General features: G+C 60.3%; 25 protein-coding genes. 16 read left to right on the top strand and 9 right to left on the bottom strand.

What is annotated here, in order from left to right:
* Window positions 1-36 precede the first annotated feature (36 nt).
* Window positions 37-1,002 carry a glycine betaine ABC transporter substrate-binding protein gene (locus IE087_RS12980; protein ID WP_189369768.1) on the bottom strand — a complete coding sequence of 322 codons (966 nt, stop codon included), beginning with the start codon at window positions 1,000-1,002 and terminating at the stop codon, window positions 37-39.
* A 237-nt stretch (window positions 1,003-1,239) separates the two neighbouring features.
* On the opposite strand from IE087_RS12980, the gene IE087_RS12975 reads away from it, so the two are divergent.
* The 7 genes from IE087_RS12975 to IE087_RS12945 all read left to right on the top strand — a co-directional run bounded on the left by IE087_RS12975 (window position 1,240) and on the right by IE087_RS12945 (window position 6,736).
* Window positions 1,240-1,611: a hypothetical protein gene (locus IE087_RS12975; RefSeq protein WP_189369767.1), complete on the top strand. Its 372-nt coding sequence runs from the start codon at window positions 1,240-1,242 to the stop codon at window positions 1,609-1,611.
* The gene (locus tag IE087_RS12970) at window positions 1,608-2,681 is read left to right on the top strand and encodes a Rieske 2Fe-2S domain-containing protein (protein WP_189369766.1); all 1,074 of its coding nucleotides are present in this window, start codon (window positions 1,608-1,610) and stop codon (window positions 2,679-2,681) included. Before IE087_RS12975 ends, IE087_RS12970 begins: the two co-directional genes overlap by 4 nt.
* Window positions 2,678-3,433: a hypothetical protein gene (locus IE087_RS12965; RefSeq protein WP_189369765.1), complete on the top strand. Its 756-nt coding sequence runs from the start codon at window positions 2,678-2,680 to the stop codon at window positions 3,431-3,433. The genes IE087_RS12970 and IE087_RS12965 overlap by 4 nt, the downstream gene beginning before the upstream one ends.
* Window positions 3,430-3,693, top strand: coding sequence for a hypothetical protein (locus IE087_RS12960; RefSeq protein ID WP_189369764.1), 264 nt, complete (start codon window positions 3,430-3,432; stop codon window positions 3,691-3,693). Before IE087_RS12965 ends, IE087_RS12960 begins: the two co-directional genes overlap by 4 nt.
* 78 nt (window positions 3,694-3,771) lie before the next feature.
* Window positions 3,772-4,779: a GT-B fold glycosyltransferase domain-containing protein gene (locus tag IE087_RS12955; protein WP_189369763.1), complete on the top strand. Its 1,008-nt coding sequence runs from the start codon at window positions 3,772-3,774 to the stop codon at window positions 4,777-4,779.
* A 125-nt stretch (window positions 4,780-4,904) separates the two neighbouring features.
* Window positions 4,905-5,342 carry a hypothetical protein gene (locus tag IE087_RS12950; RefSeq protein ID WP_189369762.1) on the top strand — a complete coding sequence of 146 codons (438 nt, stop codon included), beginning with the start codon at window positions 4,905-4,907 and terminating at the stop codon, window positions 5,340-5,342.
* 101 nt (window positions 5,343-5,443) lie between these two features.
* Window positions 5,444-6,736 (top strand): O-acetylhomoserine aminocarboxypropyltransferase/cysteine synthase family protein, encoded by a 1,293-nt coding sequence (locus IE087_RS12945; RefSeq protein WP_189369761.1) that lies wholly within the window; start codon window positions 5,444-5,446, stop codon window positions 6,734-6,736.
* 125 nt (window positions 6,737-6,861) lie between these two features.
* Here IE087_RS12945 and IE087_RS12940 read toward each other — a convergent pair whose 3' ends face one another.
* Window positions 6,862-7,539 carry an SIMPL domain-containing protein gene (locus IE087_RS12940; protein WP_189369760.1) on the bottom strand — a complete coding sequence of 226 codons (678 nt, stop codon included), beginning with the start codon at window positions 7,537-7,539 and terminating at the stop codon, window positions 6,862-6,864.
* A 163-nt stretch (window positions 7,540-7,702) separates the two neighbouring features.
* Here IE087_RS12940 and IE087_RS12935 point away from each other — a divergent pair, with 163 nt between their 5' ends.
* Window positions 7,703-10,525: an amino acid adenylation domain-containing protein gene (locus IE087_RS12935; protein WP_189369759.1), complete on the top strand. Its 2,823-nt coding sequence runs from the start codon at window positions 7,703-7,705 to the stop codon at window positions 10,523-10,525.
* Window positions 10,526-10,582: 57 nt separating this feature from the next.
* Here the strand turns inward: IE087_RS12935 and hppD are convergent, their stop codons facing one another.
* Window positions 10,583-11,677: a 4-hydroxyphenylpyruvate dioxygenase gene (gene hppD, locus IE087_RS12930; RefSeq protein ID WP_189369758.1), complete on the bottom strand. Its 1,095-nt coding sequence runs from the start codon at window positions 11,675-11,677 to the stop codon at window positions 10,583-10,585.
* Window positions 11,678-11,813: 136 nt separating this feature from the next.
* On the opposite strand from hppD, the gene IE087_RS12925 reads away from it, so the two are divergent.
* Window positions 11,814-12,269, top strand: coding sequence for an Lrp/AsnC family transcriptional regulator (locus IE087_RS12925; protein WP_189369757.1), 456 nt, complete (start codon window positions 11,814-11,816; stop codon window positions 12,267-12,269).
* A 200-nt stretch (window positions 12,270-12,469) separates the two neighbouring features.
* Window positions 12,470-14,350: a monovalent cation:proton antiporter-2 (CPA2) family protein gene (locus tag IE087_RS12920; RefSeq protein ID WP_189369756.1), complete on the top strand. Its 1,881-nt coding sequence runs from the start codon at window positions 12,470-12,472 to the stop codon at window positions 14,348-14,350.
* 58 nt (window positions 14,351-14,408) lie between these two features.
* Here IE087_RS12920 and cobT read toward each other — a convergent pair whose 3' ends face one another.
* Window positions 14,409-15,416 carry a nicotinate-nucleotide--dimethylbenzimidazole phosphoribosyltransferase gene (gene cobT / locus IE087_RS12915; protein WP_189369755.1) on the bottom strand — a complete coding sequence of 336 codons (1,008 nt, stop codon included), beginning with the start codon at window positions 15,414-15,416 and terminating at the stop codon, window positions 14,409-14,411.
* A 71-nt stretch (window positions 15,417-15,487) separates the two neighbouring features.
* On the opposite strand from cobT, the gene cobS reads away from it, so the two are divergent.
* Window positions 15,488-16,252, top strand: coding sequence for an adenosylcobinamide-GDP ribazoletransferase (gene cobS, locus IE087_RS12910; protein WP_189369754.1), 765 nt, complete (start codon window positions 15,488-15,490; stop codon window positions 16,250-16,252).
* 62 nt (window positions 16,253-16,314) lie between these two features.
* On the opposite strand, the gene IE087_RS12905 is transcribed toward cobS, so the two are convergent.
* From IE087_RS12905 to IE087_RS12885, 5 genes are all read right to left on the bottom strand, one after another.
* Window positions 16,315-16,827 carry a CarD family transcriptional regulator gene (locus IE087_RS12905; RefSeq protein ID WP_189369753.1) on the bottom strand — a complete coding sequence of 171 codons (513 nt, stop codon included), beginning with the start codon at window positions 16,825-16,827 and terminating at the stop codon, window positions 16,315-16,317.
* Between the two features lie 289 nt (window positions 16,828-17,116).
* Entirely contained in the window at window positions 17,117-17,452 is a 336-nt protein-coding gene (gene fdxA / locus IE087_RS12900; RefSeq protein WP_189369752.1) for a ferredoxin FdxA, read from the bottom strand.
* Between the two features lie 51 nt (window positions 17,453-17,503).
* The gene (locus tag IE087_RS12895; protein ID WP_189369751.1) at window positions 17,504-17,890 is read right to left on the bottom strand and encodes an RNA-binding S4 domain-containing protein; all 387 of its coding nucleotides are present in this window, start codon (window positions 17,888-17,890) and stop codon (window positions 17,504-17,506) included.
* Window positions 17,891-20,707 carry a helicase-related protein gene (locus tag IE087_RS12890; RefSeq protein WP_189369750.1) on the bottom strand — a complete coding sequence of 939 codons (2,817 nt, stop codon included), beginning with the start codon at window positions 20,705-20,707 and terminating at the stop codon, window positions 17,891-17,893. It abuts the gene before it with no gap.
* 21 nt (window positions 20,708-20,728) lie between these two features.
* Window positions 20,729-21,274 (bottom strand): tetratricopeptide repeat protein, encoded by a 546-nt coding sequence (locus IE087_RS12885; RefSeq protein ID WP_229801375.1) that lies wholly within the window; start codon window positions 21,272-21,274, stop codon window positions 20,729-20,731.
* Between the two features lie 86 nt (window positions 21,275-21,360).
* Between IE087_RS12885 and IE087_RS12880 the strand changes: the two genes are divergently transcribed.
* Genes IE087_RS12880 through IE087_RS12860 form a run of 5 tightly spaced genes read left to right on the top strand, consistent with a single transcriptional unit; the run spans window position 21,361 to window position 26,074 of the window.
* Entirely contained in the window at window positions 21,361-21,651 is a 291-nt protein-coding gene (locus tag IE087_RS12880; RefSeq protein WP_189369748.1) for an SCP2 sterol-binding domain-containing protein, read from the top strand.
* Window positions 21,651-22,592: an alpha/beta fold hydrolase gene (locus tag IE087_RS12875; RefSeq protein ID WP_189369747.1), complete on the top strand. Its 942-nt coding sequence runs from the start codon at window positions 21,651-21,653 to the stop codon at window positions 22,590-22,592. The genes IE087_RS12880 and IE087_RS12875 overlap by 1 nt, the downstream gene beginning before the upstream one ends.
* 38 nt (window positions 22,593-22,630) lie before the next feature.
* Entirely contained in the window at window positions 22,631-23,635 is a 1,005-nt protein-coding gene (locus tag IE087_RS12870) for a ligase-associated DNA damage response exonuclease (protein WP_189369746.1), read from the top strand.
* Window positions 23,632-25,224, top strand: coding sequence for an ATP-dependent DNA ligase (locus tag IE087_RS12865; RefSeq protein ID WP_189369745.1), 1,593 nt, complete (start codon window positions 23,632-23,634; stop codon window positions 25,222-25,224). The genes IE087_RS12870 and IE087_RS12865 overlap by 4 nt, the downstream gene beginning before the upstream one ends.
* Window positions 25,217-26,074: an amidohydrolase family protein gene (locus IE087_RS12860; protein WP_189369744.1), complete on the top strand. Its 858-nt coding sequence runs from the start codon at window positions 25,217-25,219 to the stop codon at window positions 26,072-26,074. Before IE087_RS12865 ends, IE087_RS12860 begins: the two co-directional genes overlap by 8 nt.
* The last annotated feature ends 89 nt before the right edge of the window (window positions 26,075-26,163 follow it).

Genomic DNA, 26,163 nt, shown 5'->3' with positions numbered 1-26,163 from the left:
CGAGGGTTGCGCCGGGGCGAACCCCGGCGCCCGAGCTTATTGCAGCAGGGCCGACAGGTTGCCGCGTGCCTCGTCGTTCAGCCAGCCACCCCAGACGTCCTTGTAGGTGGTCAGGAAGTACACGGCAGCCTCTTCGTTCGAGGCTTCGTTGGCTTCCTGCCACGCCAGCACTTCGCCCATCTGAGCGTTTGTGAACGTGACATTGCCCATCAGTGCTGCGGCGTCCGGTTCACGGTCGACAAAGGCTTGGGTCGCGGCCGTAACCACATTCGACACAGGGTATGCGGACAGGCCGGGTGTGGCGCAGTCTTCCAGACCGTTGCAAGTGTGCGTGTCGGCGTCATAGGCGGGCATTTCGACCTGCACCATCGGGTATTTGCCCAGCACGGATGTGGGTGCCCAGTAGTAGCCGAACCATGGTTCTTTCGCTTCGTAAGCAGCGGCAATCGCCGTTGCCAGTGTCTCGCCCGAGCCATGCTGGAAGCGTTCGACACCCGCATCAGCCAGACCGGAGGCCTTGAAATTGTTGTGGTTGGTGATGTCGCAGCCCCAACCCGACGGGCAGTCGTGGAATCGGCCACCAACCAGTTGCGGGTTCGCCTTGATCCCTTCAAGGGTTTTCAATTCGGGATGCGCTTCGGCCAAGTAGTCGGGGATCCACCAGGCCTCGACGCCACCATCGGACAGGACCTTGGACATCTCGACCAGTTTGCCCTCGCCACGCAGCTCTTCGTAAACCTCAGTATAGCTGGTCCAGAGCTCGGTCAGGATGTCCGGCTCGCCCGTCTCGGCCACGGATGCCATGGCGGGCACGGTGGTCGTTGGGACGACGGTAACCGAACAGCCATAGCCCTGCTCGAGCAGGAACTTGGCGACATTGGTCACGACGGCGGCCGAGGCCCAGTCCATTTCGGTGATCGACACCTCGCCACAGTCGGCAGCGGCAATGGATGCGGCTGAGGTGCCCAGCATCAAAGTGGCGGCAAATGCGAGTTTTTTCATGAGTTTGCTCCCTGTTCTGGCGGCATTTTCGCAGAAGATGGGCCAAGTGATAGACCCAAACCGACACAGACTTACAGTCCAAACCCGCCCGTGCCGCGAATTTCGGCACCCAACTCGACACGCGCTGATCACAATTTCGCTCTGTCAGGAAAAAGTGACAGTTTGGGCTTGGGCCGAAAGGGATCAGCTTGTTAGGGTCAAAGCGGAACGAACGAACTGACGCAAGGACGATACCACATGGACGTGGCACAGGCCCTCGTGATGGCGATGCAAACATGGGGGATGATCGGCGCACTTGTTGCTGCGGTGTTCCTGACCATCGGGATCGACAGAATTGATGAAGATGCGCGCGGCGCTTACATTTTCCGCCCGCTCCTGATCCCCGGCGTGCTGCTGATCTGGCCGATTGTCCTGTGGCGCTGGTGGCAGATCGAAACCGAACGCGCGCCGTGGGCCAACCGTTACCGCCCGGTGCGTGCCTCTTACGGTCTGGCCATCATCGCCATGAGCATCGGCATCGTGGTCATCGTCATCACCGGCCTGAGCGTGCGCCAGACCTGGCCCGCTGACATCGCCCCCGTGCAATTGACCGAAGGGGCAGGCCAATGAGCGTCAAGTACATCCCCGTTCAATGGAACCCGAACAAGTGGATCTATGACGCTGTGATGCTGGCTGGCGTCGCCGCATTCCTGTGGGTGTTTCTGTATGTCACGCCCGGCGCACTCAGCCACGAGCGCCCGATCAATCCGCAAATCCACAATGCCCGCGCCTTTGGGGCATGCGCCTTCGTCATGCTGACGGTAATCCTGTGCATCGGACCTGCCGCGCGGCTGGACAAGCGGTTCCTGCCTTTGCTCTACAACCGTCGCCATTTTGGCGTGATGACAGCCTTTGTTGCCATGACGCACGCAGGCTACATCCTGAATTGGTATTTCGCCTTTTCCAGTTCGGACAAATATGTCGGCCTGCTCTATGCCAATTCCAGCTTTGGCCAGATCGCAGGCTTTCCCTTTGAGGTCTTTGGAATTTTTGCGCTGGTCTGCCTGCTGATCCTTGCCGCGACATCCCACGACTTCTGGCTCAAGTTCCTGACACCGCCCATATGGAAGCGGCTGCACTACTTGATCTATGCCGCCTATTTCTCCGTCGCGGCGCATGTGTCCTTGGGCATCTTGCAGGATCAGCAGAACCATGTGTTCACGGTGTTGTTCCTTGTTGGTGCTGGGGCAGTCATCGTCCTGCATCTTGCCGCATGGATGCAGGAACGGTCCGAGGCAGCTGGCAAGGATGGCGCATGGGCCGAGGTGGCGCGCGTTGGTGATTTCCGCGACGGCTATGCCAAGATCGCCAAGCTTGCGAATGGCGACCGCGTGGCCGTCTACCTGATGGAGGGCAAGCTGAGCGCGATTTCCAACGCTTGTGCCCACCAGAACGGGCCATTGGGTGAAGGCAAGATCATCGATTGTCTGGTCACCTGCCCTTGGCACGGCTTTCAGTATGACGTGCGCAGTGGCCGCTCGCCCGCACCGTTTACCGAAAAGGTCCCCACCTACCGTGTCCGCGTGATGGGCGACATGGTCGAAGTGCATCCAGACGCCAATCCACCCGGCACCTATGTGGAACCGGTCCCGCTGCCAGTCCCCGAACCGGACCTTCACGAAGAAGGGGTGACAGCATGAGCGACAAACCCTTCTTCGTCGGTTACCTGCCAGCACCGGGCCCCTTGCGCACGTTCCTTTTGACTGCCTGCGTCCTGTTGATTGCAGGACTCGCAGGCGCTGGTTTTCTCATGGGGGCGGCACAAGATGATCCCGGCCCCGGGGCCTTTCGCTTTGACTATGGCCGTCAGACCGTCACCGGCGTGGTCGAGATGACACCCTACCCCGTCATCCACGTGACAGAGGGCAATGATCGGATCAAACCCGGTGACAGCTTCATGATGACCGCAGGTGGCAAGTCCGGTGTCGATAGCCGCGCCATGCCGCTCGATGGCCAATTGGCGCAGGTGTCGGGGATCGTGCTGGAACGCGGCGATCTTTACATGATGCAGTTGCGCGGTGGCCGGAACGGTCTGCAAGCCGCCGAAGGTGACGCGCCAGAGATCACGCCAGAGCCGCAAGGCCGCTGGAAACTGGCGGGCGAGATCTGCGACGGCAAATGCCTTGCAGGCGCCATGCGCCCCGGCCGTGGACTGGCCCACAAGGCCTGCGCCAACCTGTGTCTGCTGGGGGACGTGCCGCCCATTTTCGTGTCGACCCAACCCGTGCTGGGCGAGGAATTCCTGCTGGTCATCGGCCCTGATGACACCCGACTGCCCCGCGAAGCCTATGATCATGTAGCGCAGTTCATCACGGCAGAAGGCGAGATCACGAAACACGGCGATCTGCTGATCTGGGAAATCGACGTGGACACGATCGAGGTGACGGAATGAAGCGCATCATCTGGCTGATCATCGCCGGGCTTACGGCCGCCATCCTGTTCTATGTGTCCCGGTTCTGGCACCTGCGCCTGTGGCCGCGTGATGGTCTGTTTGGCGTCGATGCGCTACGCCCCCAAGGCGGGCTGGTCGGGCAATGGCTGCGTGGTACGGATTTCGCCCCGTTCGAGTTGCTCATCTGGGCCGTGGGTGCCTTTGTGATCCTGACCGGTCTGCAAAAACTCTACGATCTTTTGAACCCACCGCCGGAATGACCGGATCTGGGTCTTTTGCCATTCCCGTGTGCCGCGTATAGTGCGGGCAAAATAGCGAAAACGCATCTCGACAGGCACATGGTACGCAAACCCAAGAAAACGACACCCCCGACGTTTAACATTGCCCTTGTTGGTCAGGCCGGGCGGCTTGGCTACGAGGCGCTGCTGTTCGCAGCCTCCCTGCGAGCGAAAAGCCCCAACTTTACGGGGCGTGTGCTGGTGGCAGAACCGCAGCCCGGCCCCATGTGGCCGAAGGACCCGCGCATGACCGGCGATGTGCGGGAGGCTTTGGAAACCCTTGGCGCAGAAGTTGTCAGCTTCCAGAACACGCATTTCGGCGCACACTACCCATACGGCAACAAGATCGAAATGCTGACCGCGTTGCCAAAGGGCGAACCGTTTGTGTTCTTTGATAGCGACACGCTTGTCCTGGGCGACATGACCAAGGTGCCCTTCGATTTCGACTACCCCTCGGCATCGCTGAGGCGGGAAGGCACGTGGCCGCAAATCGAACTCTATGGCCCCGGCTACGCTGAAATCTGGAAGTCACTTTACGATATGGTCGGTCTGGATTTCGAAACCAGCCTCGATATGACCGAGCCAGACGAATACTGGAAGCGCTACCTGTATTTCAACGCGGGCTTCTTTTTCGGTGCTTGCCCACACACCTTTGGGACCCGCTTTCTGGAGTATGCGCTGGCGATCCGAAACACGCCACCGCCTCCCCTGGTCTGCCAACCGCTTGATCCATGGCTTGACCAGGTGGCCCTGCCCCTTGTGATCCACAGCCTCGGCGGCGGCCGCAACAGCGCTGTGCATGGCCTGCTGGATGGCAGCGTTACCTGCCACTACCGTATCTTCCCCCTTCTTTACGCGCGTGAAAGCCAAAATGTGATCGACACGCTCGAAGAGGTCACGGCTCCAAACAAGATCAAAAAAGTCCTCAAAGGCTACGATCCGATCAAGCGGATGGTGTTCCAGGGACGCGGGGCAAAGGTGCGCGCATTGTTCGATCAGAACGACATGCCGCGGCGGGAACAAGCGATCCGCAACCGGATCAAATCCAACGGGTTCTGGATGCGCTGACCCGTTACGCTGCGTCAAAACTTTGCGCGCGGCAATTTTGAGACGAAATGTGTCGTTTTCTCCCTTACAAAAGCATCTCGGGACATTAACTGGGCAGTCAATAAAAATTGATCCCCCACATTCGGATGGCTGAGATGACGCAATCCCTGACCCGTTTTTTGACGACACTTTCGCACGCATTCTGCAATAACCGGCTGGACCTGATGGCCGATCACTTCACCTACCCACTGCCGCTTTACACGCGGGGCGAGTTGCTGGTGTTCGGCTCGCCCGGTGTCCTGATGGAAGCCCTTGAACTGTATCGGAATGCGGCCCGCAAATCTCGCATTTCCCAAGTCACGCCGCGGGTGGTCGCCACAGGCATCCCGAACAAGGGATATTCCCAGGTCTGGACAGAATGGGACCACTTCGATGACACGGGCATCCTGAAATGCACCAGTCAGGTTCGGTACGCGATCTTTCAGGACAAGATGGCCCTGCATCCCAAGATCGAAATGATCGACTACACATCGATTGGCTTTCCAGAGGTCTGCGCATCGATGCCCCTGTTGCAAACGGCCTGAACCGGCAAAGCCGCCCCGCCCTTGCCCACACCCGTTGCATTGCCTAACCATGCAGGCGATGCAATTGAGCTGGCGCGAGCCGCCAGAGGTGGGAGAACACTATGACCGACGGCCCCAAATACGGCTTTGACACCCTTCAGATTCACGCGGGCGCACGGCCCGATCCGGCCACGGGCGCGCGGCAAACACCGATCTATCAATCGACCGCCTTTGTCTTCCGTGACGCGGAACACGCCGCCGCCCTCTTCAACCTGCAAGAGGTTGGCTACATCTATTCCCGCCTGACCAACCCAACGGTTGCGGTGCTGCAGGAACGCATCGCCACACTCGAAGGTGGCGCCGGTGCGGTCTGCTGTTCATCCGGCCACGCCGCGCAGATCATGGCGCTGTTCCCGCTGATGGCGCCCGGTCTGAACGTCGTCGTGTCGACCCGGCTTTACGGTGGATCGGTGACGCAATTCAGCCAGACCATCAAACGCTTCGGATGGGAGGCGACATTCGTCGACTTCGACGATCTTGATGCAGTCAAGGCCGCGATTGACGACAACACACGCGCCGTATTCTGCGAAGCCATCGCCAACCCAGGCGGTTACATCACGGATCTCGACGCTATCGCGGCCATCGCAGACGCCGCCGAAATTCCGATGATCGTCGACAACACCTCGGCCACCCCATACCTGTGCCGCCCCATCGAACATGGGGCCACGCTGGTGGTACACTCGACGACGAAATACCTTACAGGCAACGGCACAGTGACGGGTGGCTGCGTTGTGGACAGCGGAACCTTCGACTGGTCTGCCAACGACAAGTTCCCGTCGCTCAGCCAGCCCGAGCCCGCCTATCACGGCCTCAAGTTCCACGAGACATTTGGCCCGCTGGCCTTCACCTTCCACGGCATCGCCATCGGTCTGCGTGACCTCGGCATGACGATGAACCCACAAGCGGCGCATTACACGCTCATGGGCACCGAAACGCTGTCGTTGCGCATGGATCGGCATGTCGAAAACGCGATCAAGATCGCCGAATGGCTCGAAAAGGACGACCGCGTCGATTACGTCACCTACGCTGGACTGAAAAGCTCCCCCTACTATGACCGAGTAGCCAAGATCTGCCCGCGTGGCGCTGGCGGCCTCTTCACCTTCGCGGTCAAGGGTGGCTACGATGCCTGTGTGAAACTGGTGAACGCGCTGGAAATCTTCAGCCACGTGGCGAACCTGGGCGACGCGCGCTCGCTGATCATCCACTCGGCGTCGACCACGCACCGCCAGCTTACGGCAGAACAACAACGCGCCGCAGGGGCCGCGCCCGAAGTGGTACGCGTCTCCATTGGTATCGAGGATGCAGACGACCTGATCGCTGATCTGGACCAGGCGTTGTCCAAAGCAGCCAGCTGATACAAAAAATGGGCGCAGCGGCTCTTGCTGCGCCCTTTCCCTGTTTCCAAAAATCCCGGGGGAGGCCAAAGGCCGGGGGCAGAGCCCCCTTTAACAAGGTCGTCGCGCGCAGCGCAGCCTTTGGATCACGGCTCGAGCGCAAAACTCATCGACACGTGTGACGTCACCACCAACTCGCCTGCGGCAATGGGTACATCGGCGGATCGGGCTGCCGCAAACATCTCGGGACGCGGCGCTTGTCCACCTTCGCTCAGGCTCAAGACAGGTCCAAGGCCAACGCCGGCCGCTTCGCTCAATTGCGCCGCCTTCTCCATGGCGTCCCGGACTGCTCCGGCCCGCGCTTCAGCCTCAGCCGCACTTGGGTCTTGCAATTGGAATTGCAGCCCATTGAACGTATTGGCCCCAACCTCAAGCACCTGGTCCAGTACTCCGCCCAAACCATCCAGGTCTCGCACGCGTACTGTCACCGCATTGCGCGCCTCGAACCCGGTAATTTTGCGATCGTTCGAATCGTAGCTGCTCCAGACCGGGTGGACGCTCAGCTGGGAGGTTTGAATGTCCCGTGCCTCGATCCCCTGTTCCGACAGAACAGCAATCAGTGCGGTCGCGTCAGCGCTCACTTTGGCCATCGCATCTCCAGCCGTTTCTTCAACATGCACGACACCCAGTGAGATCACGGCCATATCAGGGGCAACAGCGACCTCGCCCATACCTGATACCGACAAAACGGGGCCGTCATCCTGCGCGGCAACTACACCCGCCACGGCGATCCAGATCGCAGCACTTAATAAAGACAATTTCATAGCAATCTCCAATGTCTATACTGGCTCAACACTTCCCGCGTAAGTGGCGCCTGTACAACCCGGTCACGCGGCTTTTTGTTTGCATGGGCAAAGACCTGCTTTATTCTTCATACAACCATTCCCCCGTGTTCCGTTCGGAACGCACAATTGCTATGGGCAAAACATGAAGCCTGAATTTGCGTTATCCTTGTCCTTTGACGGGATCCGCCTGCTGCACCGCGCGGCAGGAGGGTGGCGTGAAGTGGGCGCAGTGGATGTCGGCACTGACGACCTGACAGGAAGCCTTAAGGCGCTGCGCAAACAAGCCAACGAGGTCAAGACCAAACGGGTCCGTACAAAACTGATTATTCCGGACAATCAGATCAAGTATCTGACTATCGACACCGGAGACGTCGACCCCGAAGCACGTCGCGAAGCGGCACGGCACGCGCTTGATGGAGCCACCCCCTACACTGTCGATGCATTGGCGTTCGACATCTCGGTTGATGGGAGCAAAACCCACATCGCCGCCGTCGCTCGAGAAACCCTTGCCGAGGCCGAAGCGTTCGCCGTCGAGCACCGCTTTCACCCGGTCAGCTTTGTCGCAGCCCCCGAAAGCGACGGGTTTCTGGGCGAACCGTTCTTTGGACAAACCGCGCATGCCGAGAACGTTTTGCCCGACGGTGCGGAGGTCGAGCCTGATGGCATTCGCGTCGTGATCGTATCGCACGCACCAGAGCCAGAGCCAGAGCCAGAGCCAGAGCCAGAGCCAGAGCCAGAGCCAGAGCCAGAGCCAGAGCCAGAGCCAGAGCCAGAGCCAGAGCCAGAGAAAACCGTCTCCGACCAGGATGCAATAGCGGATGAGGTCGTTCCGGTCCCCTCGGAAACTATCGAGGCCAAAACCGCGGCACCCGTTGAAGACACGCCTGTACCCAACACGAACAGCGCGCCAAAACCCGAGACAATACCTGCATCCGATGATGCAAAGGTACCTGCCACCGACAAGGGCGATCCGCCCGTTTCAGATGACGCTCAGGCAGCGACAGACGATGTGAAAGCGCTGCAAGACGCTACTGCACCGGCTGAACCTGAGAAGGCGGATGCCGTGCAGGCGACGCAGGAAGAAGTCGACCCCAAAACACCGGCATCAGAGAACAAGGCCGAGCAACCTGCGGTAAACACCAAGGAGGTTTTGGCCAAGGACAAAGGCGCTGATGCAGCGACTGTACCTTCAAAAGAAAGCGCGCCGGATGAAACCTCCGCTCTTATGGGCTTCGCAACCCGCCGCCGTGCAACCGCCGAAGGCGCCTCCGCAGCGCCGCTGGGCGGCGTCACCCGAGAGCCTCCGCCGCCCCGCCCCGCCGCCAAGCTGAACATAGCCAGCGCCACTGCTGAAAAAGCGCCTGCTCTCAATCCGCAGCAAGCCGCGGCCAAAAGCCTGCGCGCTGCCCCACCCATTGAAGACCTGCCACCAGACACGCCACCTTCATCGCAGACAGCTCCTGAAGACAAAGGCGGATTCCTGTCGCGGCGGAAGCCCAAACGGATACCACCGGCGCCACCTTCGATCCAGCCTGCGCGCCCGCAGGCAGCGCCTGTGGGTTCAGCCGCGCCGGCCGTCGCGGCAACGACAGACGCCGAAGCGCAACGCATGACCGTGTTCGGCGCACGGGCGGATGCGCAAGTAGGGGGCAAACCGCGCTTTCTGGGCCTTATCCTGACGGTCATCCTGCTTGTCTTCCTGGCCGGTGTCGCGGCTTGGGCTTCGGTCTTCCTTGACGATGGGTTTGCCAAACTGTTTCCCAAACGTGAGCGCACGCTTGCCTCGACCCTGCCCGCGGATGCGGCACAATCTCTGGCCGAGGGTGTCGGTGCGACGGTTGAGCTGGAACCAACTGAACAAACGGGTGACGAATTGATTGTCGCCTCGCTCAACGAAGGCCTAAGCGATGATGGGCTGACCGCGGAAGACGCTGCTGTGCTGGATGCGCTGCGTGACCCACAACCCGACCCCACCGCGCAAGACGAACTCGACACTGCCGCTCTCGAGGCACGATATGCTGTGACCGGCATCTGGCCCAAAGCACCGGAGGTTCCACCATCGCCAACGGGCCTGATTGTACTGGAAGACCTTTATGTCACGGGCATCGATCCTGTCAGCCCGGCATTGGACGCCATCGCGGTGCCAGGCACCCAATCATACCTGACAGATGCCGCTCTGCCCGACGTCACATCGCCCCCCGCTGCTGGCACGCGCTTTGCCTTGGACGACAGTGGTCGCATTGTCCCAACCGAAGACGGCGCCCTCAGCCCAGATGGGTTCACCGTGTTCCTGGGTCCCCCACCACTTAAACCTCCATCGACGGCGCGCGCGCAGCAGCAGGACGCGCCCGAGACAAGGGATACTCCTGACACGGTCGCGCTTGCACAGGTTCGTCCTCGCGAACGTCCAAACGACCTTGTGGAGCAGAATGAACGCGCCACGCTAGGCGGTCTTTCGCGATCTGAATTGGCGCTGCTGCGGCCCCGTCTGCGACCGGCTGCGCCGCAGGAGGCTGAGCCGGTTCAGGATGTCGATACCACCGACCTTGCGGCTGACGCTGTAACAGAACCGATCAGCGCGCTTGCTGTCGCACAATCCATCCGACCCGAGACACGACCCCGGAACTTTGACCGCGTAGTGGCCCGCGCCAGCCGCGCCGCCCCTGCACCACAGCGCGTCGCAGCTGTGGCCCCAAGGACGGTCACACCTGCCATACCCTCGTCTGCCTCGGTCACGCGCGAAGCAACTGTGCGCAATGCCATCAACCTCAGCCGTGTCAACCTGATCGGCGTCTATGGCACACCGTCCAACCGTCGCGCATTGGTGCGGCTGAAAAACGGCCGTTATCAGAAGGTCAAAGTTGGTGACCGCTTTGACGGCGGGCGCGTGTCTGCCATTGGTGACAGCGAATTGCGGTACCAGAAAGGCAACCGCAACCTCGTCCTGAAAATGCCAAAAGGTTAGAGGGGCACCGATCCGATGCCCGTGCTGCTTGCTATGTAAGAAAACGGGTGCGCGGCGCTATTCAGCCACCAGCTCGCCATTGTTGATCTGTTCCTGCTCAATGCTCTCGAACAGCGCCTTGAAGTTCCCCTCACCAAAGCCGTCATCGCCTTTACGCTGAATGAACTCGAAAAAGATCGGGCCGATCACCGTCTTTGAAAAGATCTGGAGCAGGATTCTAGTCTCGCCTCCGTCGACAACCCCTTCGCCATCAATCAGGATACCGTGTTTCTTCATCCGGTCGATGGGCTCTTCATGACCGATAACCCGGTCCTTGGACAGATCGTAGTAGGTATCGGGCGGCCCCGGCATGAACTTCAAACCGTTCTCGGCAATCGCATCCGTACTGTCATAGATATCGTCCGACCCCACCGCGATATGCTGGATACCTTCGCCCTTGTACTTTTTAAGATAGGCCACGATCTGACCGGTCTCGCCCCGGTCCTCATTGATTGGAATGCGGATACGGCCACAGGGGGACGTCAGCGCGCGGGAAAACAAACCTGTGAACTTGCCCTCGATGTCAAAAAACCGGATTTCCTTGAAGTTGAACAGATCCCCATAAAACCGAAACCACGTGTCCATGTTCCCCTTGTGCACGTTGTGGGTCAGGTGGTCGAGGTAGAAGAACCCGACCCCGCGCGGCTTGGACTGCGCCAACCATTCATATTCATCGTTATAGGGTGAGGTGTCGTAGTATTGGTCGACAAAGTAGATCAGACTGCCACCGATGCCGTAGATGGCTGGCACATCCAGCACCTTGCCGTCACCCTCATATGGCTTTGCCCCCATTTGAACCGCGCGTTCAAAGGCATGTTGCGCATCCACGACACGCCAGCCCATCGACGGCGCACAGGGTCCATGCTCCTCAACAAAGCGCGCACCATAGCTGTCCGCCTCGGCGTTCAGCACATAGGTGATATCGCCCTGTTGCCACAGTTCGATGTCCTTCGTCTTGTGCTTGGCCACCTCCGCATATCCCATCCGGGTGAAAAGCGTGCGCAACTCCTCCGGCTCAGGATGTGCAAACTCGACAAACTCGAACCCGTCTGTGCCGACCGGGTTGTCAGCGGAGATGGTCGATTTCGGTGCGTTATGCGGGAAAGGGCCCATGGGAATACCTCCTTGAACAGGTTTAATGCAGATATAGGGCCACAAACGCGCGGTATCTGCGCATAGTTTCGCGCAAAACTTTCAATTTACGCGTTCTTTGCGCATAATATAGGGAAAACCAGACAAAACTCCGCAGATGCTTGATTCCATCGACACCCGCCTGCTCGCCGCCTTGCAAAAAAACGCACATCTGACAGCACAGGAACTCAGCGCCATGCTGCACCTGTCGGCCAGCCAGGTGGGGCGCAGACGCCAACGGCTTGAGGCTGAGGGCTACATCGAAAGTTACGTCGCCCGCCTGGATGCCAAGCGGCTGGGGTTAACCGTTCAGGGGTTCGTACAGGTCCAGTTGTCCGTGCACGGGCCAGAGCATGCCGCCAGCTTCGCCCGCCTGATCAACACCCAGCCGGAGGTGACAAGCGCGTGGACCATGACCGGTGAGGCCGATTACCTGCTCCGCGTCTACTGTGCCGATCTGACAGCGCTGAACACGCTCATCCACGATGTGTTGCTGCCCCATCCGGCCGTCGCACGGGTGCACAGCCAGATCGTCATGGATCAACTGAAACGCGACGGCCCCCTACCCACCTGAGACCGGCAAGAACCGCGATCGCACCACCCTGTGCAGTGCGCCGCACAACACCGCTCGATGACGCGTAAGAATGATTTCGCTCATTCAGACTGCGCATCCACTGTGCTGCACAGCCAATTCGGGCCAAGTTGTTTCCTTCGCCTTGTATTTCGGCGACACCGAGGCATCTTGAGAACAGACCGAAACGTACAGGGTCCACCATGGAAAGTTTTCTCTACCAAGCTTCGATCTACCTCGCCGCTGCCGTCATCGCCGTGCCGCTGGCGTCGCGCTTGGGGCTTGGCTCTGTTCTGGGCTATTTGGCTGCCGGTATTGCCATCGGTCCCGTTCTGGGCCTTGTCGGCGCCGAAACAGAGGACTTGCAGCATTTCGCCGAATTCGGCGTGGTCATGATGCTCTTTCTGATCGGTCTGGAATTAGAACCCAGGGCACTTTGGGACATGCGGCATAAATTGCTGGGTCTGGGCGGGTTGCAAATCGTTCTGTCCGCACTGGCACTGATGGGCGTTGCCATGGCCTACAACCAGCCGTGGGGTATCGCACTTGCCATCGGTCTGACCTTGTCGCTGTCCTCAACTGCTATCGTCCTGCAGACACTTTCAGAAAAGGGTCTTATGCAGACCAGCGGTGGCCGATCCGTGTTCTCTGTCCTGTTGACGCAGGACATCGCCGTCATCCCAATCCTCGCATTCCTGCCCCTACTCGTGGTGACCCTGCCGGTACAGATCACCGGCGATGGCTCCATCACCCGCGCACATGGCGACGACCATGGCGGCCATGGGCACGCTGCCACGATGAGCTTGGTCGAGGGCCTACCCGCCTGGGGTGTCACGTTGGTGACAATCGCGGCGGTCATTGCCGTCATCCTCGCCGGTGTGTTCCTCACCCGGCCTGTGTTCCGGTTCATCCACGCGGCCCACCTGCGCGAGATGTACACAGCGCTCGCCCTTCTGATCGTGGTGTCGATCAGTTTCCTGATGATGCTTGTGGGCCTATCCCCTGCGCTTGGCGCCTTCCTCGCCGGTGTCGTGCTGGCCAGTTCGGAATTCCGGCATGAACTTGAATCGGACCTCGAGCCCTTCAAAGGCTTGTTGTTGGGATTGTTCTTCATCACGGTCGGCGCGGGCATAAACTTTGATCTGCTCTTCCGCGATTGGCCCGCGCTCCTGTCGATGGCGATCCTCGTGATCGGGATCAAGGGCTTCCTGCTCTACCTTCTGGCCGTGTCCTTCAATATCCGGGGACGTGATCGATGGCTCTTTACCCTGGGGCTGGCACAGGCGGGCGAATTTGGTTTTGTCCTCGTCGCCTTCTCAGTCGGTCAGGGCGTGATCCCGCAAGCTGTAGCTGAAACCTTACTGCTGGTCATCGCACTGACGATGCTGATCACTCCCCTACTCTTTATACTCTATGAACTGCAATCACGCCGCATCGCCAAGCGTGGCGTTGAAATCGAAGCCGACGAGATTGACGAAGATGGCCCCGTGATCATCGCGGGCATCGGGCGGTTCGGCCAGATCGTAAACCGCCTGTTGCAAGGCTCCGGGTTCAAGACAGTTGTTCTGGACCATGACATGGAAACCATCGCTCTGATGCGTCGTTTCGGGTTCAAAGGGTTTCTTGGCGATCCCAGCCGCCCCGACATCCTGCATGCCGCCGGTCTGGACACCGCACACATCCTGGTTGTCGCCCTGGATGACAAAGATGCGTCGACACGGCTGGTCGCCTATGCACGCAAGACGCGGCCCGACATCCACATCATCGCGCGCGCCTATGACCGCGTGCATGTCTACCGGCTCTACCAGGCGGGCGCGAATGACATCGTCCGCGAAATGTTCGACAGCTCCCTGCGTGCCGGGCGCTACGCGCTCGAAAACCTCGGTCTCACCGAATACGAAGCCGCCGAAGCAGAGCGGGTGTTCTATGCCCATGACCGGGACGCGGTACGCCAACTGGCCGAAGTGTGGGATCCCAACATTCCGGCGTCAAAGAACGATGCCTATGTCGAACGCGCCAAGTCGCTAGAGAAATCTCTAGAAGCAGCCCTCTCTGCCCGCCAAGAAGAACCCAAACGGGCCTAACACGTCACCGTACAAGGGTTGGCGGGTGGGCGAATTTGCGCAGCAAAGAGAGCACCCGTCAGCCGTCAGACACGCCCGCCTCGGCAAAGGTCGCCATGCCCGAATGGCACGCAATGGCCCCTTTTAGCACGCCGATGGCAAGCGCGGCACCGGACCCTTCGCCCAAACGCAGGCCAAGGGACAAAAGCGGTGCCTTCCCCAGTGCCTCAAGCATCCGACCATGTGCCGCCTCAGCGCTCTGATGGCCCGCCACCACATGATCCAGCGCACCCTCTTGCGTCTTGGCAAGGCACCCTGCCGCAGCCGTACAGATGAACCCATCCATGATCACCGGGATACGCAAGGACCGCGCCCGGGCCATGGCACCAACCATCCCTGCCAATTCACGCCCGCCTAGACGCATCAACACATCCAGCCCGTCGGTTGCAGCCTTATGCAAGCCCAGCCCATCCGCAACCACCTGCGTTTTGAATGCCAGCGCATCGCCTTCAACCCCGGTTCCACGCCCCGTCCACTCAGCCGCATCACCACCAAATAGCTTGGCAGCAATGGCAGCGGCAGAAGTCGTGTTTCCAATCCCCATCTCGCCGACCACCAACAGGTCAGCATCCTCGGCAACAGCGTCCCAACCCGCCCGCAGGGCGGCCACACCTTCAGCCTCGGTCATGGCCGGGCCTTTGGTGAAATCAGCCGTCGGCGTATCCAAATCCAGCGGAACGACATCCATGCGCGCACCAAACGCCTTGGCCAGTTGGTTGATTGCGGCCCCACCATGTTCGAAGTTCGCTACCATCTGCACGGTCACTTCCGGCGGAAAGGCAGACACGCCGCGCGCCGCGACCCCGTGGTTTCCCGCAAAAACGATGACCTGAGGCGCGTCAATTGACGGCCGCACATCGCCCCGCCAGCCTGCATACCACTGTGCCAGATCCTCAAGCCGACCCAAAGCGCCGGGGGGTTTGGTCAATTGCCCATTCCGCTCTTCTGCGCCCGCCAGTGCCGATTGATCCGGGCCCGGCATATCGGCCAATAGAGCGCGCAGCGCATCCAAACTTTCAAAGCTCATGGGTCTTGTCCTTGCCTGTTGGTCTCACGCTCTTTACCCAATCGGAACGCACCCGCAAGTCAGGACCGGACATGGCACAGAATGATTCCGACATTGCCCTTGCGGCACGCCTCTGGGACGTGCCGGCCGCACTGGTCTTGCTGACGCGCCTACCCATGCCCGCCTTGCCTGATCATGCCTTTGCCCAGGGTGCTCGGGCCGTCTGGGCCTACCCGGTTGTCGGATTGGTTCTGGGCGGTCTCCTTGCCCTGTTCGCCGCGACCCTCAATACACTTGGTTTATCCTGGCCCATCATCGCCGGTTTAACCCTCGGCGCGCTGGTCATGCTGACCGGCGCCATGCACGAAGACGGGCTGGCTGACACCGCTGACGGGCTTTGGGGCGGGCATGACAAAGAACGACGGCTTGAGATCATGAAGGACAGCCGCATCGGCGCTTACGGCGTGCTGGCGTTGATCGTCGTGATGGGCCTGCGCTGGCTTGGACTGACCGAAGTGTCATGGACTGCGTTGATCGCCGCCCTGGTGCTGAGCCGCGCAATGATGCCGCCACTCATGTTGGCCCTGCCCCACGCGCGCAGCACAGGCCTTTCACATGGCGTGGGGGCTCCGGACATGGGCGCCGTTGTAGTTGCGTTGCTGATCGGGATCGTGGGTGCAATGCTGCTGACCGGGGGCGCCGGACTGCTTGCTGCTCTCGTGGCAGGGGCTGTGACGCTCTGCGTGGGATTGATTGCAAACGCAAAGATCGGGGGGCAAACCGGTGACATTCTGGGCGCGACGCAGATCCTGACCGAGATTGCAGTTCTGCTGACACTGGCAACGATAGCCCAATAAAAAACGTGTCCCCGCGGGGACACGTTTGTTTTCAGCGGCTTACGTTCTTCGCTAACCGGATGTTAGGCAGCAATGCGGCTGCTGAGCACGTCGCCCACTTCCTTGGCGGCAGCAATCTCGTCACCACCGGAGACAGCAGCCACTTCACGGGTCAGACGCTCAAGGGCCGCTTCATACAGCTGACGCTCCGAGTAGCTTTGCTCGCGCTGGTCGTCGGTGCGGTGCAGGTCGCGCACAACCTCGGCAATTGCGATCAAGTCGCCCGAGTTGATCTTTTGCTCGTATTCCTGTGCCCGGCGGGACCACATGGCGCGCTTGACCTTGGCCTTACCCTTGAGGGTTTTCATCGCTTGGCTGATCACGTCGGGGCTCGACAATGCGCGCATCCCGATGTCGGTCGCTTTGTGGGTGGGTACACGCAAGGTCATCTTGTCCTTCTCGAACGAGATGACGAACAATTCCAGTTCAATACCTGCGACTTCCTGCTTTTCCACCGATGTGATCTGGCCCACACCGTGCGCGGGGTAGACGACGTATTCATTGGGGCGGAAGTCGAGCTTCTTAGATTTTGTCATTCCTGATCCTCATGCGACTCCGGGTTGGCCAGCCTTTTGACAATCAAAACCGCATTAGGCGAGGCATTCACTGCCACGTCTTGGTGCGGTTCAGGTCAAAAAATTTGGTCCAGCCCGTAGCATTGCTGCGGGCCAAGGCAGCGTCCGTCTGTCAATTGCAACAGAACTATAACACAAAAACGGCTGCTTCGAAAGCTGCCCTAAAGGAAACTTTCGAAACCCCTATATTTTCCAAGCCTATATGTCTCGTTTTCTTCGACAGAAGCCTTTGAAAAAACGATTCGCTGGCTTAACCGCCCTCACCCGGATTTTCTGAGAACAGTTCCATCTTGCCTTCCTTGCCATCCATCTCTTCGGCAGTGGGCAATGGGTCTTTCTTGGTGATGATCACCGGCCACATCTCGGAATACTTGCGATTGAACTCGACCCACTTCTCCATATCCGGCTCGGTGTCGGGGCGGATGGCGTCGGCGGGGCATTCTGGCTCACATACACCGCAATCGATGCATTCATCAGGATGGATCACCAACATGTTCTCACCCTCATAGAAACAATCGACCGGACATACCTCGACACAGTCGGTGTATTTGCAGGCAATGCAGGCGTCGTTGACGATATAGGTCATAAGGGGTGTCTCATCTGATCGGGCATTGTTTAGCTAAAGGAGTGAGCGTCATCATTCAAGATGGCGCGACCGGGAAAGATCAGCTTGCCGCCTGTCTTTCTTGGTTGGACGGCCTTTTCCTTCGAACCGCGGGTTTTCCGGAACGGGCGTTTCTTTTGGTGGCGGTGGCGGGGACATATCGTTGTAAAGCGCCTGCGCTTCAGGAGCCGGTCCCCGGCGCGTGCCGATGGCTTTCACCTCGATCACCCGGACCACACGACCTTGTGAAAAGGTCAGCACATCCCCCGGCACGATTGTCGTAGATCGTTTGGTAACCCGGTCGCCATTCACACGCACATCACCTGCCGCAACGCGGGCTGCTGCAAGCGACCGTGTCTTGAAGAAGCGCGCAAACCACAGCCACTTGTCCAGCCGCAGTTTGTCCGCTTCATCAGCCACTTACTTCCCGTCCTTCAACCCCATAAGGGCTGCTGCAAAGGGGTTGTCGGGATCAATCGCCTTTTCCTTCTTCGGCGGTCGGGCCGAGAAGTTCTGAGGCTTGTTGCCACCGTCGCGACGCGGGCCTTTGCCCTTGGGTTTGCCGCCCTTCGGGCCACCTTTGCCCCGGGGCTTGCCACCTTGCTGCGGGCGACGATTCCCTGCGGTGCGGCCCCAGGTGAAGGTATAGAAGACCTCCATCTCCGGCCCGGTATCTTCGGCATCGCCGTCGGTCGCAGGGGCATCTTCGGGTTTGGCGTCGGTGGCCTCCGCCGCCTCGGCGCTCTCCGATTGTGGTGTTTCGGTTTTTTCGGGGTCCGCGGCCTTCTCAGCCACGGTTTCCTCTGCCGTCGCTTCACTTTCAGGCATTGCGTCCGGTACCGGATTTGTGTCAGCAGATTTGACCTTTTCCCGCTCCCCCTTCTCAGACTTGTACCCCAAACCTTCCATCAGGCCGGAAAACTGCTCAAGGGTCATGCCGGTAATCGACAGCATGTCAGCCTTGGCTTCGAACCCGCCGCGCGAATCCTCGGCGCGCAGCATGTCCGCGAGACGTTCCAGCATATCGATGCGGATCGCACGCTCGCCCGCATTGCGATAGCCCGACATCGTGTCGGTGCCTCGGGGACCGTCCTGCATTGCCGGGACGGTGACCAGGCCGGGAGGCGGGGATTCCGGGAATTCAGACAGCCCTTGCGCCAGCGACCACAGCACCAGGCGCAGACGCGTTGGCGCGGGTTTCAGCAGCAAGGGCATAAAGATGGTGAACTGACCAAAGCGGATGCCATGCTTGCGCAGCAGCCCGCGTGCATCCTGGTCCAGCGCTTTGACATCGTCAGCAACGGTGGCGCGAGGCAGCACGCCCAAGCCTTCGATCATCTGGAAGGCAAAGCCCTTGGCCAGACCTGCCAGCGCCTCGTCCTTCTGCATGGCCAGAAGCGGCTCGAACAGGGCTGCGACCTTGCGGTCGATGAAGTGTTGCAGGCGGCGCTGCACCTTCTGTGCAACCTCGGGGCCTGCAACATCATCCACAAACACTTCGACCATGGGTTTCAACGGGTCCTGCCCCGCCACCAGCTTGCCCACGGCAGAGCTGCCCCACATCAGGCCACCCTGCTCGGTGAAATCCAGCTCGGTGTCCGGTGCGTTGTAGAACCGATCAGCCCGCAGGTGGAAATGCGGCGCCAGCGCCTGCAGCGCCGCGGTCTTGATCGTCTTCGCCTCGGCCGCACCCGCCCCCTTGTCCTGAGAGAACCGGAACCCGTCCAACTTGCCGACGAACTCGCCTTCGACAGTCACTTCACCTGCGTCATTTACTTCGGCCACCATGGCCTCCTTCTGGCCTAGCCGGCGCAAGAGCACGCTCGTGCGCCGATCTACAAATCTTTGTGTCAGTTTTTCGTGAAGAGCATCTGACAAGCGGTCTTCTACATGGCGCGTCTCGTCGCGCCAATGGCTTTCGTCATCCACCCACCCCTTGCGTTGCGCCACATATGTCCATGTGCGGATAAATGCCAATCGCTTGCTGATCGCGTCGATGTCGCCATCGGCGCGGTCAATGCGCTTGATCTGGCGGGCCATCCAATCATTTGGGATCAAACCGCGTTCGTGCAAGTAGCGGAAAATCACGTCGAGCAGGCTGGAATGTTCCTGGTGACTGATACCCCTGAAATCCGGCACGCGGCACACATCCCAGAGCAGGCGGACCGATTGAGCATCGGTGCAGCGGGCAGTCACTTCGGCGCTTTCGCTCAGCGATTTCAGGGCTTGCAGGTCTTCAGCTTCTCGCGCCTTGACCAAAACCTCATGATCCGACGGCGCCTCAAGGCTGCGCACCAGCGCGTCGATGGTGCCGAATTGCAGGGCATGGTTGCGCCATTGCAGCTTGCTGAGCGGGGTAAAGCGGTGGTCCATGATCGCCTGCGCCACACCGTCATCCAGCGGGCTAACATCTCCAGTCACACCAAAAGTGCCGTCTTTCTGTCCGCGTCCGGCCCGGCCCGCAATCTGCGCCAACTCATTGGGGGCCAGCGCGCGCATACGTCGCCCATCGAACTTGGTGAGCGAGGAAAAGGCCACATGGTCGATATCAAGGTTCAGCCCCATGCCGATGGCGTCGGTGGCGACCAAAAAGTCGACTTCGCCATTCTGGTACATGTCCACCTGGGCGTTGCGCGTGCGGGGGGACAAAGCCCCCATCACCACAGCCGCCCCGCCCTTCTGACGGCGGATCAGCTCGGCAATGGCATAGACGTTATCAACCGAGAATCCGACGATGGCCGACCGGGGCCGTATCCGGCTGATCTTTTTCTGACCGGAGTGCACAAGCTGCGACATCCGCTCGCGCCGCATAAACTGCGCCTGCGGAACCAGCGCTGCAATAGGCCCGCGCATCGTGTCAGAGCCTAAGAACAGCGTTTCGTGCAAACCACGCGCCCGCAAAAGCCGGTCGGTAAAAACATGTCCGCGCTCCGGATCGGCGCAAAGCTGGATCTCGTCCACAGCGAGGAAATCGCAGCCCATCCCCTCGGGCATCGCCTCGACCGTGCACACCCAGTATTGCGTGCGAGGCGGAACAATCCGTTCCTCACCCGTGACCAGCGCCACGACGGACGGGCCGCGCAGAGCGACAATCCGGTCATAAATCTCTCGCGCAAGCAAACGCAGAGGCAGGCCGATCACACCCGTGCGATGGCCCAGCATCCTTTCGATGGCATAAGTGGTTTTGCCTGTGTTGGTGGGACCGAGAACGGCAACCACCCGCGCGTCGCCCGACATGGGCTGTCCCCCGGTAACTCGTCAGAGTGTGCGGCCGATGCCTTGGGCCTTCAACTGCTCAAGCGCCTTGGTGGCGTTTTCATGATGCGGATGCAAGTCGAGAACTTGCTGAAACGCCCGTTCAGCCCGCACGTTGTCTCCGAACTCCTGAAACATGACGCCCAAACCGAAGATGGCATTGTAGTTGTCGGGGTTCAGGGTCAGGGCCTTTTCCAGATCGCTGATCGCCGGACCATACAAATCCTTCATGTAAAAGGCAGTGGCACGGGCGTGCCATCCTTCGGCAAAATCCGGAGCATGGTCGATCAGCGCAGTCAGATGCTCGATTGCGATGTCTGGCTTCTGGTTCTCAAGCGCATCCCGCCCACGTCGCAGCAGCATGTCCAGCGCGGTAGACCCCGATTGCGACCACTCCCGCTCAATCTCTCGCGTGAGCCGGGTGGCTTCGGCAGGTTCCGCATCCCGCAACGCCTGCAATTTCTCGTCAAGCGATGATTGCGCGGCAGCGGGTAAGGAATTCCCTACTGTAAGTAAAAGTGCCGTGACGACAGGGTAGAGTTTACGCAAGTGAGTGCCCATAACGATGAATGTAACAGGCCGGGCCGCAAATTCCAGAGACCGCACCCGTCCACAGACCAAAAAGGGCATCAAAGATGAGTGACACAGTGACCGAGGCCGTGGCCGTCCTGAACGAAAAGCTGGCTGGCGCAGATTTCACCGGCACCGCGAAATTCGACATCGAAGGCGAAGGCGCGATCATGATGGACGAAAACGGCGCACGTGCAGCCGACGAAGACGCAGACGTGACACTGTCGGCCGACGCAGACACGTTCCGCTCCATCCTCGAAGGCGACACGAACCCGACATCTGCCTTCATGACCGGCAAGCTCAAGGTCGATGGCGACATGGGTATGGCGATGAAACTGGCCTCCGTGCTGGCCTGATGACCCTGACGGCTGCCCCCCTTTTCACCGATGTGCATCCTGCACCGCTGGACGGCGCCGCCTACTGGGCGACCGCGGCGGACGGGGTGCGCATCCGGTTGGGCGTGTGGCAGCCGGATGCGGCCAAGGGAACGGTTCTGCTGTTTCCCGGCCGCACCGAGTATATTGAGAAATACGCACCCTCGGCAGGTGAACTAGCCAAGCGCGGCTTCGCGACACTCGCCATCGACTGGCGCGGTCAGGGATTGGCTGACCGGCTGTTGGACGACGCGCGTATGGGGCATGTCGAAGTCTTTTCCGACTATCAGAAAGATGCCACAGCAGCGCTCGCCGCAGCGCGTGAACTGGGCCTGCCAGAGCCATTCTTCTTGCTGGGCCATTCCATGGGTGGCTGCATCGGTCTGCGCTCCCTCTACGACGGATTGCCTGTCAGTGCCGCAGCCTTCACTGGGCCAATGTGGGGTATCCGCATCTCGGCCCATCTGCGCCCGGTCGCATGGGCCTTGGGCCGCATGATGCCAGCCATCGGCCAGGGTCACCGCCTGCCCCCTGGGACGATCATCGACTCCTATGTTCTCACGGCCCCGTTCGAAGACAATCTGCTGACCACCGACCTCGAGATGTTCGACATGATGCGAGATCAACTGCGCGCACATCCCGACCTCGCCCTCGGCGGCCCCAGCTTCGTCTGGCTGCGCGAGGCGCTGGATGAAACACTGGCCCTATCCCGCATGGCGGCCCCGAAACTGCCTTGCGACACCTTCCTTGGAACTAATGAACGCATTGTCCACGTGGGGCGCATCCACAACCGGATGGACAGCTGGGAGGACGGCAACCTGCACCTGATCCAGGGCGGAGAGCACGAGGTGCTCATGGAAGATGCCAAGACACGCGCCAGCATCTTTGACACGATGACAGCCCGGTTCGCCGACGCAGCCTAAGGCTGGTCTGCTTTTTCAGACATGCTAGGTTCGCCCCCATGAGCGGCGCACTTACCTTCACTCCGGCAGGTATCTACTGCCCTGCAGGCGATTTTTACATCGACCCGTGGAAACCGGTCAGCCGGGCGCTGATCACCCACGGCCATGCCGACCACGCACGCTGGGGCATGGAGTCGTATCTGGCCACCGACATTGCCGCACCCGTCATGCGACACCGGCTTGGGGACGTGTCCATAGAGACCATTGGTTATGGTCAGCGGCTCCAGATCGGCGGCGCAACCGTGTCGTTCCACCCAGCCGGTCACGTCCCCGGATCGGCCCAAATCCGCGTCGAAGTTGCCGGTGAGGTTTGGGTGGCATCCGGCGACTACAAGGTTGTGGATGACGGCCTTTCGACCCCGTTCGAGCCAGTCAAGTGCCACCACTTCATCACCGAAAGTACATTCGGCCTGCCGGTCTTCCGCTGGCAGGACCAAGCGGTCATCGCGGCACAGATCAACGAATGGTGGGCAGGTTGCGCCTCGGCCGGCAAAACCGCTTTCCTCGGCTGCTATGCATTGGGCAAAGCACAGCGGCTGATGTCCATGCTGAACCCCGAGATCGGGCCTATCCTGACACACACCGCCATTGAGAACACCAATGCGGTCATGCGCGCGCAGGGCGTCAGCCTGCCGGATACGATCCAAGCCAGTGCGGATTTCGACCACAAGGCGCATTCCGGTGGCCTCGTGCTGGCGCCGCCTTCGGCGCTCGGCTCTGCATGGGCGCGCAAGTTTGGGCCGCAGGAAAACGCCTTCGCCTCCGGTTGGATGGCCCTGCGCGGCATTCGGCGGCGACGCGCAGGTGACCGTGGCTTTGTCATCTCGGACCATGCCGACTGGTCCGGGCTACTGTCAGCCATCACAGATACCGGTGCGGAAAACATATATGTTACGCATGGTTACACAGAAATCTTCACACGCTATCTGAATGACCAAGGCTGGAACGCACAGGTCTTGCAAACCGAATTCGGCGGAGAAGATGCCGAGGACGAAGCCGCATGAAACGCTTCGCCGCGCTCTTCAACGCCATCGACCAATCCACAAAAACCACGGTCAAGGTTGCAGCCCTCGCGGAGTATTTCCAAGAGGCCCCGGAAGAGGACCGTATCTGGACCATCGCCATCTTCTCGGGCCGTCGCCCCAAACGAGCCGTGAACACCACACGCCTGCGCGAATGGGGTGCCGAGGTCGCGGGCATCCCCCTGTGGCTGTTCGAAGAAGCCTACCCAATCGTCGGTGATCTGGCCGAAACCATCGCGCTTGTCTTGCCTCCGCCAAGCACAGAAACAGATCACGGATTAACGCATTGGATCAACGCATTGCGTGATCTTTCTCAAGTCGAAGAACCAGAACGCAAGACGTTCGTGCTGGACGCTTGGGCCTCGCTCGACCCCACCCAACGCTTCCTGTTCAACAAATTGCTCACCGGGGGCTTCCGCATCGGCGTCAGTCAAAAGCTGATGACCCGCGCGCTGGCCCGCGCCACTGGCAAGGACGAGGCCGAAATGGCCCACCGCCTGATGGGCGATTGGGACCCGGCCACAACCACATGGTCACATCTGATCCTCGAAGATGACCCCGCTGCGCACGCGTCACGGCCATACCCATTCTACCTCGCCTACGCGCTGGAGGACGAGCCAGAAAACCTTGGCGAACCAAATGATTGGCAGGCGGAGTGGAAATGGGACGGCATCCGCGGCCAACTGATCCTGCGCGATGGCGACCACTTCGTCTGGTCCCGTGGTGAAGAGTTGATGACCGACCGATTTCCCGAACTCGCCCGCGCCCGCGATTTCATCCCTGACGGCACCGTGCTCGATGGCGAGCTGCTGGCCTGGGGTGAGGACGCGCCGCAAAACTTCAACGCCCTGCAAAAACGGATCGGGCGCAAGACGGTGCCCAAAAAGCTGCTGACCGAAGCGCCCGTGATCCTCTATGCCTATGACCTGCTCGAATGGGAGGGCAAGGACCTGCGGCAAACGCCCCTAAGGGAACGTCGTGCGACGCTGGAAACTCTTTGCAAGTCGCTGCCTGACGACGCCCCAGTCAAACTCTCGCCCACCGTCGGCTTCGAAAGCTGGAACGCACTCGCTCAAACCCGCGCCACAGCCCGTGATGCACAAGCGGAAGGGCTGATGCTGAAACGCATGGACAGCCCCTATCTGACCGGGCGCAAGAAAGGCGATTGGTGGAAATGGAAGCTAGATCCGCTGACCATCGACGCGGTGATGATCTACGCCCAATCCGGCCACGGACGGCGTGCCAACCTCTTCACCGACTTCACCTTCGCCGTCTGGAACGGCAACGACCTCGTGCCCTTTACCAAGGCGTACTCCGGCCTGACCGACGAGGAATTCCGCAAGATCACGGCCTGGGTCAAAAAGAACACCCAGCAACGCTTTGGCCCCGTCCGCCAGGTCACGCCGCATCACGTGTTCGAGATTGCGTTCGAAGGCATCCAGGCCTCCACCCGGCACAAATCGGGGGTGGCGCTCCGCTTTCCCCGCATGTCACGTTGGCGCCACGACAAACCCGTGCAAGAGGCCAACAGCCTCGACGACCTGAACGAGATGCTCAAGATCTATGGATAGCGCCCCGCCGCCCTTCGCGCCCACATCCCCCACCACACCACTGCCCGACGGCGCATGGGATACCCATGTCCACCTGCTTGGCGGTCCCGAACACCCACTCTGGGAAGGACGCGTACAAAACCCACCCGAAGGCATCGACTTCGAAGGCTGGCTTGACCTCTACCGCGCCCATCTCGACGCACTGGGATGCGCGCGGGGCCTGATCGTGCACTCCATCCTCTACGGCACTGACAACACGGTCACACTGAAAGCCGTCCGCGCGATGGGCAAAGGGTTCAAAGGTGTCGGCCTCCTCCCCGATGGCGCCTCAGACGCTGACATCAAACACTTCGCCGACGCGGACATCGTCGCCGTGCGCCTCAACTACGTCCATGGCGGTGTGCTCACATGGAACGGGGCCAAGGCGATGGCCCCCGCACTTGCCGATCATGGGCTTCATATCCAGATGCTGCTGCATGCTGACAAACATATCGAACAACTGGCCGACGACATCCGCGCCCTGCCCGTTCCGCTGGTGATCGATCATTGCGGCTGGCCCGTCCACCTCGACGCAAACACAAAAGCCATCGACACGCTCTGCGCGCTGTTGGCAGAGGGGCACGCCTACGTCAAACTCTCCGCCCCCTATCGGCTGACCGATGACATCGCCAAAACCCACCCCCTCATGCGCCGCATGATCGACGCCAACCCCAATGCTTGCCTCTGGGGCTCGGACTGGCCGCACATCATGCTGAGCGGCGCACAAATGCCCCATGCGGCTGCGCTTGCCGACAGTCTCAGCAGCATCACCACCGAAGACGAGCGCCAAAAGATCTTCGTCGACACACCCAACCGCCTCTTTATGCCATAACCCTTCTTCTGGCTAAAAATACCTCGGGGTCTGGGGCAGAGCCCCAGCCAGTCGCCACGGAGAAGCGCGGCGAAACCCTTGCCCCTCCC

Source organism: Tateyamaria omphalii (assembly GCF_014651375.1).
GTDB classification, from domain to species: Bacteria; Pseudomonadota; Alphaproteobacteria; order Rhodobacterales; family Rhodobacteraceae; genus Tateyamaria; species Tateyamaria omphalii.
Note: the sequence above shows the minus strand (reverse complement) of the source record. Positions and strands in the feature narration are given on the sequence as shown.

Bases quoted from the DNA above. Each gene is read 5' to 3' on its own strand.
- fdxA (WP_189369752.1), bottom strand. From the start codon at position 17,452: ATGACCTATATCGTCAACGACGCCTGCATTGCCTGCAAATACACCGAC.
- IE087_RS12970 (WP_189369766.1), top strand. From the start codon at position 1,608: ATGAGCGTCAAGTACATCCCCGTTCAATGGAACCCGAACAAGTGGATC.
- IE087_RS12940 (WP_189369760.1), bottom strand. From the start codon at position 7,539: ATGAAATTGTCTTTATTAAGTGCTGCGATCTGGATCGCCGTGGCGGGT.
- IE087_RS12950 (WP_189369762.1), top strand. From the start codon at position 4,905: ATGGCTGAGATGACGCAATCCCTGACCCGTTTTTTGACGACACTTTCG.
- IE087_RS12905 (WP_189369753.1), bottom strand. From the start codon at position 16,827: ATGACAAAATCTAAGAAGCTCGACTTCCGCCCCAATGAATACGTCGTC.
- IE087_RS12955 (WP_189369763.1), top strand. From the start codon at position 3,772: ATGGTACGCAAACCCAAGAAAACGACACCCCCGACGTTTAACATTGCC.
- cobT (WP_189369755.1), bottom strand. From the start codon at position 15,416: ATGAGCTTTGAAAGTTTGGATGCGCTGCGCGCTCTATTGGCCGATATG.
- IE087_RS12960 (WP_189369764.1), top strand. From the start codon at position 3,430: ATGAAGCGCATCATCTGGCTGATCATCGCCGGGCTTACGGCCGCCATC.
- IE087_RS12875 (WP_189369747.1), top strand. From the start codon at position 21,651: ATGACCCTGACGGCTGCCCCCCTTTTCACCGATGTGCATCCTGCACCG.
- IE087_RS12935 (WP_189369759.1), top strand. From the start codon at position 7,703: ATGAAGCCTGAATTTGCGTTATCCTTGTCCTTTGACGGGATCCGCCTG.
- IE087_RS12880 (WP_189369748.1), top strand. From the start codon at position 21,361: ATGAGTGACACAGTGACCGAGGCCGTGGCCGTCCTGAACGAAAAGCTG.
- IE087_RS12925 (WP_189369757.1), top strand. From the start codon at position 11,814: ATGCTTGATTCCATCGACACCCGCCTGCTCGCCGCCTTGCAAAAAAAC.
- IE087_RS12865 (WP_189369745.1), top strand. From the start codon at position 23,632: ATGAAACGCTTCGCCGCGCTCTTCAACGCCATCGACCAATCCACAAAA.
- IE087_RS12870 (WP_189369746.1), top strand. From the start codon at position 22,631: ATGAGCGGCGCACTTACCTTCACTCCGGCAGGTATCTACTGCCCTGCA.
- IE087_RS12965 (WP_189369765.1), top strand. From the start codon at position 2,678: ATGAGCGACAAACCCTTCTTCGTCGGTTACCTGCCAGCACCGGGCCCC.
- IE087_RS12945 (WP_189369761.1), top strand. From the start codon at position 5,444: ATGACCGACGGCCCCAAATACGGCTTTGACACCCTTCAGATTCACGCG.
- IE087_RS12980 (WP_189369768.1), bottom strand. From the start codon at position 1,002: ATGAAAAAACTCGCATTTGCCGCCACTTTGATGCTGGGCACCTCAGCC.
- hppD (WP_189369758.1), bottom strand. From the start codon at position 11,677: ATGGGCCCTTTCCCGCATAACGCACCGAAATCGACCATCTCCGCTGAC.
- IE087_RS12920 (WP_189369756.1), top strand. From the start codon at position 12,470: ATGGAAAGTTTTCTCTACCAAGCTTCGATCTACCTCGCCGCTGCCGTC.
- cobS (WP_189369754.1), top strand. From the start codon at position 15,488: ATGGCACAGAATGATTCCGACATTGCCCTTGCGGCACGCCTCTGGGAC.
- IE087_RS12975 (WP_189369767.1), top strand. From the start codon at position 1,240: ATGGACGTGGCACAGGCCCTCGTGATGGCGATGCAAACATGGGGGATG.
- IE087_RS12890 (WP_189369750.1), bottom strand. From the start codon at position 20,707: ATGTCGGGCGACGCGCGGGTGGTTGCCGTTCTCGGTCCCACCAACACA.
- IE087_RS12860 (WP_189369744.1), top strand. From the start codon at position 25,217: ATGGATAGCGCCCCGCCGCCCTTCGCGCCCACATCCCCCACCACACCA.